Annotated in this window: 7 protein-coding genes; 2 read left to right on the forward strand and 5 right to left on the reverse strand. The window is 74.2% G+C overall.

The features are described from left to right. Positions 1-100: 100 nt before the first annotated feature. Together ABZ885_RS31635 and ABZ885_RS31640 are read right to left on the reverse strand one after the other, a co-directional pair. Positions 101-1,150, reverse strand: a complete 1,050-nt coding sequence (locus ABZ885_RS31635; RefSeq protein WP_360196190.1) for a family 2 encapsulin nanocompartment cargo protein polyprenyl transferase — start codon at positions 1,148-1,150, stop codon at positions 101-103. A 106-nt stretch (positions 1,151-1,256) separates the two neighbouring features. After that, a complete protein-coding gene (locus tag ABZ885_RS31640) occupies positions 1,257-2,681 on the reverse strand; it encodes a family 2B encapsulin nanocompartment shell protein (RefSeq protein WP_360196193.1) in 1,425 nt (474 codons plus the stop codon). 406 nt (positions 2,682-3,087) lie between these two features. Here ABZ885_RS31640 and ABZ885_RS31645 point away from each other — a divergent pair, with 406 nt between their 5' ends. Beyond that, entirely contained in the window at positions 3,088-4,167 is a 1,080-nt protein-coding gene (locus tag ABZ885_RS31645; RefSeq protein WP_360196196.1) for an ATP-grasp domain-containing protein, read from the forward strand. Between the two features lie 73 nt (positions 4,168-4,240). Here ABZ885_RS31645 and ABZ885_RS31650 read toward each other — a convergent pair whose 3' ends face one another. The 3 genes from ABZ885_RS31650 to ABZ885_RS31660 form a co-directional block, all read right to left on the reverse strand. Beyond that, positions 4,241-4,822 carry a methylated-DNA--[protein]-cysteine S-methyltransferase gene (locus tag ABZ885_RS31650; RefSeq protein ID WP_360196199.1) on the reverse strand — a complete coding sequence of 194 codons (582 nt, stop codon included), beginning with the start codon at positions 4,820-4,822 and terminating at the stop codon, positions 4,241-4,243. Between the two features lie 122 nt (positions 4,823-4,944). Further along, on the reverse strand, positions 4,945-5,178 hold the full coding sequence (locus ABZ885_RS31655; protein WP_360196202.1) for a hypothetical protein: 234 nt from the start codon (positions 5,176-5,178) through the stop codon (positions 4,945-4,947). A 183-nt stretch (positions 5,179-5,361) separates the two neighbouring features. Then, the gene (locus ABZ885_RS31660; RefSeq protein ID WP_360196205.1) at positions 5,362-6,630 is read right to left on the reverse strand and encodes an MFS transporter; all 1,269 of its coding nucleotides are present in this window, start codon (positions 6,628-6,630) and stop codon (positions 5,362-5,364) included. Positions 6,631-6,833: 203 nt separating this feature from the next. Between ABZ885_RS31660 and ABZ885_RS31665 the strand changes: the two genes are divergently transcribed. Further along, positions 6,834-7,728, forward strand: an 895-nt coding sequence (locus tag ABZ885_RS31665) for an ATP-binding cassette domain-containing protein (protein WP_360196208.1), incomplete at its 3' end; no start/stop codon positions are given.

The following is a 7,728-nucleotide window of genomic DNA, read 5'->3' on the forward strand; positions in this document are numbered from 1 at the left end:
CTGCGCGGCGACGTCGACGGCCTGCTGCCCACCGCCGTCGAGGAGTTGATGCGCTGGGACACGCCGCTGCAGATGTTCGAGCGCTGGGTGCTGGACCCGGTCAGTGCGTGCGGCGGGTGACCAGCTCGGCGAGGGCGAGCAGTTCGTCGGCGGCGGACGGCTCGGGCACCGCCGTCGCCAGCAGGCCGAGCGCCGCGGCCATCCGCTCGCAGGACTCCCCCTGGGCCCAGCCGCGCCCGCCGGCCCCCTCGACGGCGGCCGCGCAGCGGCTCAACTCCTCCGGGCTGAGCGGGCGTTCCAGTGCGTACAGCTCGGCCAGGACGCCGCCCTCGGCCGTCCCGGAGCCGAGCGCCGCCACCACCGGCAGCGACTTCTTGCGCGCGACCAAGTCCGCCCCGACGGGCTTCCCGGTGACCGCCGGATCGCCCCAGATCCCGATCAGGTCGTCGATCAGCTGGAACGCCAGGCCGATCTCGCGGCCGAAGCCGTCCATCGCCTGCGCGGCTTCCTCCGAGGCACCCGCGTACTGCGCGCCGATCGCGCAGGCGGCGCCGAGCAGCGCCCCCGTCTTGGCCTCCGCCATCGCCAGGCACTCGGCGAGCGAAACGTCACTGCGCTGCTCGAAGGCGCAGTCGATCTGCTGGCCCTCGCACAGCTCGACCACGCAGTCGGTGAGCCGGCGGACGGCGCCCTGGGCGGCCGGGTGGGCGTCCTCGGCGAGCAGCCGCAGCGCCAGCGAGTGCATCGCGTCCCCCGCCAGGATGGCCTCGGTGGTGCCGAACACCCGCCAGGCGGTGGGGCGGTGACGCCTGGTCTCGTCGCGGTCGATGACGTCGTCGTGGAGCAGGGTGAAGTTGTGGACCAGCTCGACGGCGGCCGCGGCGGCGGTGGCCGCGGCCGGACCGCCGCCGAGGGCCTGGGTCGCGGCCAGCACCAGCGCGGGCCTGATCGCCTTGCCGGGGGACGCGTCGGCGGGGGTGCCGTCCGCCTCCCACCAGCCGAAGTGGTAGCCGGCCACCTTACGCATCGAGCCGGGCAGCGAGTCGACGGCGGCGCGCAGGACCGGGTCGACCAGGCCACGGGCCCGGGCCAGCACGTCCTGCGCCTCGTGGCCCTCGCGGTGGTCACGCTCCAGCGTGAAGATTCCCATGGGTTCCTCCCCCTCGGTATGACGGTGCCGCCGTACGGCGATGGGCGCCGCCCGGCCGGGGTACGGGTGGGCCCCCGCCGGGCGGCACGGTTCCGACCGGCCCCGGTCAGTCCCGGTGGTGCGCGACGTCGACGTTCTCCAGCACCCCGATCGCGTCCGGCACCAGAATGGCGGCGGAGTAGTAGGCGCTGACGAGGTAGGAAATGACGGCCTTCTCGTTGATTCCCATGAACCGGACCGAGAGGCTCGGCTGGTATTCGTCGGGAATTCCGGTCTGGTGCAGTCCGATGACGCCCTGATTGTCCTCCCCGGTGCGCATCGCGATGATCGAGCTGGTGTGACCGCCGACGATCGGGATCTTGCTGCACGGGAAGACCGGCACGCCGCGCCAGCCGAAGACCTGCCGGCCCTGCACCTCGACGGTGTCCGGGTAGAGGCCGCGGCGGTTGCACTCGCGCCCGAAGGCGGCGATCGCCCGGGGGTGGGCGAGGAACATCTTGGTGGAGCGGCGGCGGCTCAGCAGCTCGTCCATGTCGTCCGGGGTGGGCGGGCCGGAGTGGGTCTGGATCCGCTGGTCGTACTCGGCGTTCTGCAGCAGCCCGAACTCCGGGTTGTTGACGAGCTCGTGCTCCTGGCGCTCGCGCAGCGCCTCGATGGTCAGCCGGAGCTGGTGCTCGGTCTGGTTCATCGGCTGGTTGTAGAGGTCGGCGACCCGGCTGTGCACCTTGAGCACCGTCTGGGCGACGCTCAGCTCGTACTCGCGCGGCTTCAGCTCGTAGTCCACGAAGGCGCCGGGCAGCTCGTACTCGCCCCGGTGGCCGGCGGAGAGGCCGATGGCCGCCTCACCGTGCTTGTTCTGCGGCTGCTGGAAACCGGCCAGGTACTCCATGATCTGCAGCTGGAGGGCCTCGGAGCGGTCCGCGAGCTCCTGGAAGGCGGGCCAGGAGAGCGCCAGCACCGTACCGGCGGTGGCGGCCTTCACCGTGTACGGCCAGGAGCCGTCCTCGTACTGGATGGCCTCGTCGCCGAGGTGGTCGCCGTCGGCGAGGGTGCCGACCACCGCCTCCTCGCCGTACTTGCCCGTTCCCCACCGCTCGAGCTTGCCGTGCGCGATGATGAAGACCTCGTCGATCGGCGCTCCCGCCGCGACCAGGACGTCACCGGCGGAGAACTCGCGTTGGACGAAGCGACCGGCCAGCTCCTCCAGCACGGCGTCGTCCTCGAAACCGCGCAGGACCGGCACCTCACGCAGCGACGGCGGGACGATCCGCACCTCGGAGCCCGTCTGCACGAAGCTCACCCGGCCGCGGCCGACCGAGTAGCGCAGGCGACGGTTGACCCGGTACGTGCCGCCGGACACCTGGACCCACGGAAGCATCCTGAGCAGCCAGCGCGGGCTGATGCCCTGCATCTGCGGCGCGGACTTGGTCGTCGTGGCGAGGTTCCTCGCGCCGGCCGTGCCGAGACTCTGCTGGTGGACCGGCGGCTCGCCACTTGGCACAGGAATACCGACGTTGGTTTCGGTCGACATAGGGAGCCCTTCGCATACCCGATACCTGATGAAGTGTCACCTTGCAGCAATCATGGTGACGCCATTCGGCAGTGCTCCGCAATCACTCTTTCGAGTGGTCGGAATAACCGAACAAATAGGACGACTGGATCACCTGATCGATATTAATTCGATCATTATTCGAACATTTGAGAATGGTTCGACGCCTCGGCGGATCCGGCGCCACCGCCGCGCCGCAGCCGCACCGCAGCCACGCCCCGACCCCGACCCCGACCCGACCGTGCCCCGACCCCGCCCCGGCCACCCCGCGTTCAGGCCCGCACCGGGGGCCGCTAAGGTGCCACCTCAAAGGGCCACGGGGCCAGTTGGCGAGTGTGGCCGCACCGGACGCCCTCCCCCTCGTTCACCCCTGCCCTGGGAGGCCGTCATGAGCGCCCCCGTCCGTGTCTGGCTCAACCGCACCTACGCGGAGAACGTGTTCTTCATCGAACAGCTGCGCGAGGCGCCGCGACCGGTCGAGATCCACGCCACCCACGTCGACCCCGACTCCCCCGTCCTCGCCGCCGCCGACCACGCCACCCTGGAACCCGGCGACCTGACCCCCGACGCCTACGTCGCCTACGCGCTCGACTTCTGCGCCCGGCACGCCATCGACGTCTTCCTGCCCCGCCTCAACCAGCTCGCGATATCCCTGCACCAGCCGGAGTTCGAGGCGATCGGCACCGCGCTGATCTGCCCGCCCGCCACCGCGATCGCCGCCTTCGACAGCAAGGCGGACGGCTACGCCGCGATCGCCGCGGCCGGACTCCCCACCCCGCCGTGGTGGCAGGTCCGCACCGCCGCCGACCTGCTCGCCGCCGTCGGCCGGATCGAGGCGGCCGGGCTCACCGCCTGCCTCAAGCCCGTCTCCGGTGCCGGCGGCGAGGGCTTCCGGGTGCTCACCCGCGAACCGTTCGGCCTGCACCGGCTGGCCGGCTGGGACAGCCGCGTCCAGGTCGACCAGGTGGCCGCCGCACTGGAGGCCGCGGCCGCCGGGGGCGCCGGGGAGCCCGCCGCCCTGATGGTGATGCCCTTCCTCGACGGCCCCGAGGTCTCGGTGGACTGCCTCGCCGACCGCGACGGCACCCTGCTGGCCGCCGTCGGCCGCAGCAAGCACCGGCGCCGGCGCAGCTTCACCACCGCGCCGCAGTACCTGGAACCCGCCCGCCGGGTGGTCGAGTCCACCGGGATGGCGTTCCTCTCCAACGTCCAGTTCCGCCACCTGGCCGGGGAGCCGGTGGTCATCGACGTCAACACCCGCCCCTCGGGCGGCCTGCACCAGCTGCGGCTGTGCGGCCTCAACCTGCCCTGGAACGCGGTGCAGCTGGCGCTCGGCGAACGGCCGGACACCGACTGGGCGGGGGACCCGGCCGGCATCGAGTACACGCTGGTCTCCGGCATCCAGCCGGTGCTGCCGCGCCAGACCCCGTTCGCCCGCGGCTTCACCCCGGCCGAACTCGTGCACTGACCCGCCCCGCACCCGGGCCGCCACGCACGCCCACCCGGGCCGCCACGCACGACGGCCCGGCCCGACGGGCCGGCTACAGCGGGCCGTTCCAGTCCAGCGTCGGCTCCAGCACCCCCTCCAGGGTGAGCAGCCAGCGCTTCACCTCGATCCCGACCCGGCCGCCGCCGAAGCCGCCGATCCCGTCCGCCGCCACCACCCGGTGGCACGGCACCAGCAGCGCGACGGGGTTGGCGGCCATCATCTGCCCGACCGTCCGGGCCGCCAGCCCGGGCTCCGCCACATCCTCGAACACCCCGCTGCGGGAGGCGAGTTCGCCGTACGTGATGGTCCGCCCGAACGGCACCTCGCGCAGCAGCGTCTGCAGCACCGCGCGATGCGGCCCGGCACTCAGGCTCCAGTCGATCGGGAGGCCCAACTCCTTGCTGCGCCCGGCCAGGTAGGCGCCGATCCGGCCGGTGACCGCGGAGATCCTGGACTCGTCCGTGCAGCGCGGCAGCTCGCCGCCCGCGTGCCCGAGGTAGCCCGCGGCCGCCACGCCCTGCGCCGTCACCGCGATGTGCATCGGCCCGCTCGGCAGCGGCGTCTCCACGGTCAGCCAGGCCATCGGCCCGGTCCCGTTCCGCTCCCGCTGCACCGCGCTCGGACGCTCCACCACGCTCGGACCCCCGTCCTGCTCCGCCGGACCACGCGCCGACCACCCCGTCGCCAGGACGGCGCGCGGGGCCCACCCGCCCCGCGCGCCATCGTACGGCTCCGGCCGGTCCGGCGCGGCCTCCGCTAGAGCCGTTCCTTCAGCTCCGCGGCGAGCCCCCGCGACCAGTGCGACAGCTCCGCCCGGTCGGGCGTCCGGCCCTCGCAGAGCGCGCCCAGCTGGGCGTCGTTGATCCGGTTCGGCCCGGGGATCTCCAGCAGGTAGGCGAGTTCCTCCAGCACCGTGGCGAGCCGCTTGGCGTCCACGTGGTCCAGGGCGACCGCCGCCTCGTGGTGGCTGATGGTGAGAGAACCAGGCATGGCCAACCTCCTCCGTTCGCCCCCGCACTCCCTCCACCGTACGACCACCCCGGCCGCGCTGCTCCCGATGCCACGACGGCCCGTGACCGGTCACTCCGCGGTACCGGCGGACACGGTGCGCAGTCGGGGCGCGCGGTCCGCCGCGGGCTCGTCACGGCCGCGCATCCCACCGCCGCGGGCCCGTCACGGCCGCGACTCCCACCGCCGCCGGCTCACCGCCGGAACCGCCGACACCAGGACGCCCGCGGCGAGCTGCCAGGCCGCGCCGAAGCCGAGCACGGCCGCCGCACCGACCCGGTCCGCCAGCGGCCCGGCGGCCGCCAGCCCGGCCGGCCCGAGGACGAACGCCCCCAGGCTGCCGAACGCGCTGATCCTGGCGAGGACTTCGGCCGGCACCCAGCTCTGCATGGTGCTGCTGTACAGCGTGTCGCAGACCGCCGCGCCGACGCCCGCCAGCAGCGCCGCCCCCGCCACCGGCACCAGGGGCAGCCCCGCCGCCAGGGCGGCCGAGGGGAGCGCCCAGCCGAGCGTCGCCACCGTGGCCACCGCCAGTGGCCGACCCGGCCGCCGCCCCAGCATCAGCAGTCCGCCCAGCACCGCCCCGGCCCCGTACAGGCCCATCACCAGGCCCCAGCCGCGCGCGCCGCCGAGGTGCCGCTGCGCGGTCAGCGGGCCGAGCACCAGGAACGGCGCCCACACCAGCAGGTTGAACAGCCCCATGTGCAACGTGGTGATCCAGAGCCAGGGGCGGGAGCGGAACTCCGACCAGCCCTCGCGCAGGTCGGCGAGCACCGATCCCTCCCCGTCCGACGGCTCCTGCGCCCGCAGCCGCAGCCGCAGCCGGGCGAGCGCCAGCGCACCGATCCCGTACGTGACGGCGTCGGCCGCCAGCACCGCGGCCGGCCCGTACACCGCCGTCACCACCCCGGCGGTCGCCGGTCCGGCCACCGTGGCGACCGAACGCGCCAGCCCCAGCAGGGTGTTGGCGTCCGCGAGCCGCTCCCGGTCCCGCACCAGCCCCGGCACCAGCGCGCCCAGCGCGGGCAGGAACACCCCCTCGCCGAGCCCCCAGACCGCGACCAGCGCCACCATCGTCCACACCGGCGCCCGCCCGGACGCCAGCACCGCGGCGAACACCGCCTGCACGACGCCGCGCAGCACGTCCGCGGCCAGCATCACCCCCCGGCTGCCCAGCCGGTCGGCGATCACCCCACCGGCCGGCAGCACCAGTACGACCGGCACGATCCGCGCCGCCATCACCCAGCCGACCTCGCTGCCCCCGCCGCCGGCGCCCAGCACCGCGAAGGCGACCGCCACCGGCGCCATCGAGGAGCCGAACAGCGAGGTCGCGTACCCGACGAAGAACCACCTGAAATCGCGCTCGCCCAGCACGGCGACGCGGCTGCCCAGCCGCGGCCGGCGGGCCGGAATCCGCTCCGTATCCACTGCCACGGGCGGCAAGTCTGCCTCCGCGCCGGAGCGGCATTCAAGGGTTTCCGGGAAAAACTTGAGCCTTGTCCCCTCAATTTCTTCCGAGGCCACCACAGCCGCAGTAAATATCGCCACCAACAGGCCTCCACCTGCCATTTACTGCGCACGGCCGCTATTCTTCGGATATCCCCGGACCATCCATTTACTGCGGAAGAGAGGCACTGGTGACCGACCATCCACCGGTCGAGTACGCGGTCGCCGTCGATCGCTACCTGGCCGCCGCCGACCTCGGCGCGGCCTCCCGCCGGGTCTACCGGATCGCCCTCGACACGTGGGCCTGGGCCCTGGCCGACCGCCCCGCCCCGGCCGGCCCCGAACGGCGCCGCGCCCGGCCGCCCGTCCTCCCGCTCGCCCTGCTCGACCACCCCGACGCCGCCGCCCGCCTCCGCACCGCCGTCACCCACCGCACCGCCGGCACCGACCCGCGCACCCTCAACCGCGAACTCTCCACCCTGCGGGCCGCGTTGACCTGGTGGCGCGCCCAGGGATGGATCCGCACCGACCCCGCCGCCGGCCTGCGCCCGCTCCCCCTCCCCGGGCCCGGCCACGCGCCGCTCACCCCCGACGAGCTGCGCACCCTCCTGGCCCGCCGCGCTCCCCTGCGCGAACAGGCCCTCTGGCACCTCCTCCACGAGAGCGGCGCCGCCATCGAGACCGTCCTCGCCCTCGACGTCGACGACCTCGACCTCCCCCGCCGCCGCACCCTCCCCTCCGCCCCGCCCCTCCACTGGCGGGCCGGCACCGCTCGCCTGCTCCCCCTCCTCGTCGCCGGCCGCACCGCCGGCCCGCTCTTCCTCACCGACCGTCGCGCCCCCGCCGCCACCCCCGCCGCCGACCGCTGCCCCCACACCGGCCGCGCCCGCCTCTCCTACCGGCGCGCCGCCGAGCTCTTCACCGCCCACAACCCCGGCCTCACCCTCACCCGCCTCCGCCCGGCACCCCCGGACACGCCGTCGGCCCCGGGCACCACGCTCTCCGGCGGCGAGCGGCAGCGGCTCAAGCTGGCCACCCACATGGCTGAGAAGGGCGGCGTCTACGTCCTGGACGAGCCGACCGCCG

The sequence above is a fragment of the Kitasatospora sp. NPDC047058 genome (assembly GCF_040643935.1).
GTDB lineage: Bacteria > Actinomycetota > Actinomycetes > Streptomycetales > Streptomycetaceae > Kitasatospora.

Bases quoted from the DNA above. Each gene is read 5' to 3' on its own strand.
- ABZ885_RS31635 (WP_360196190.1), bottom strand. From the start codon at position 1,150: ATGGGAATCTTCACGCTGGAGCGTGACCACCGCGAGGGCCACGAGGCG.
- ABZ885_RS31640 (WP_360196193.1), bottom strand. From the start codon at position 2,681: ATGTCGACCGAAACCAACGTCGGTATTCCTGTGCCAAGTGGCGAGCCG.
- ABZ885_RS31645 (WP_360196196.1), top strand. From the start codon at position 3,088: ATGAGCGCCCCCGTCCGTGTCTGGCTCAACCGCACCTACGCGGAGAAC.
- ABZ885_RS31655 (WP_360196202.1), bottom strand. From the start codon at position 5,178: ATGCCTGGTTCTCTCACCATCAGCCACCACGAGGCGGCGGTCGCCCTG.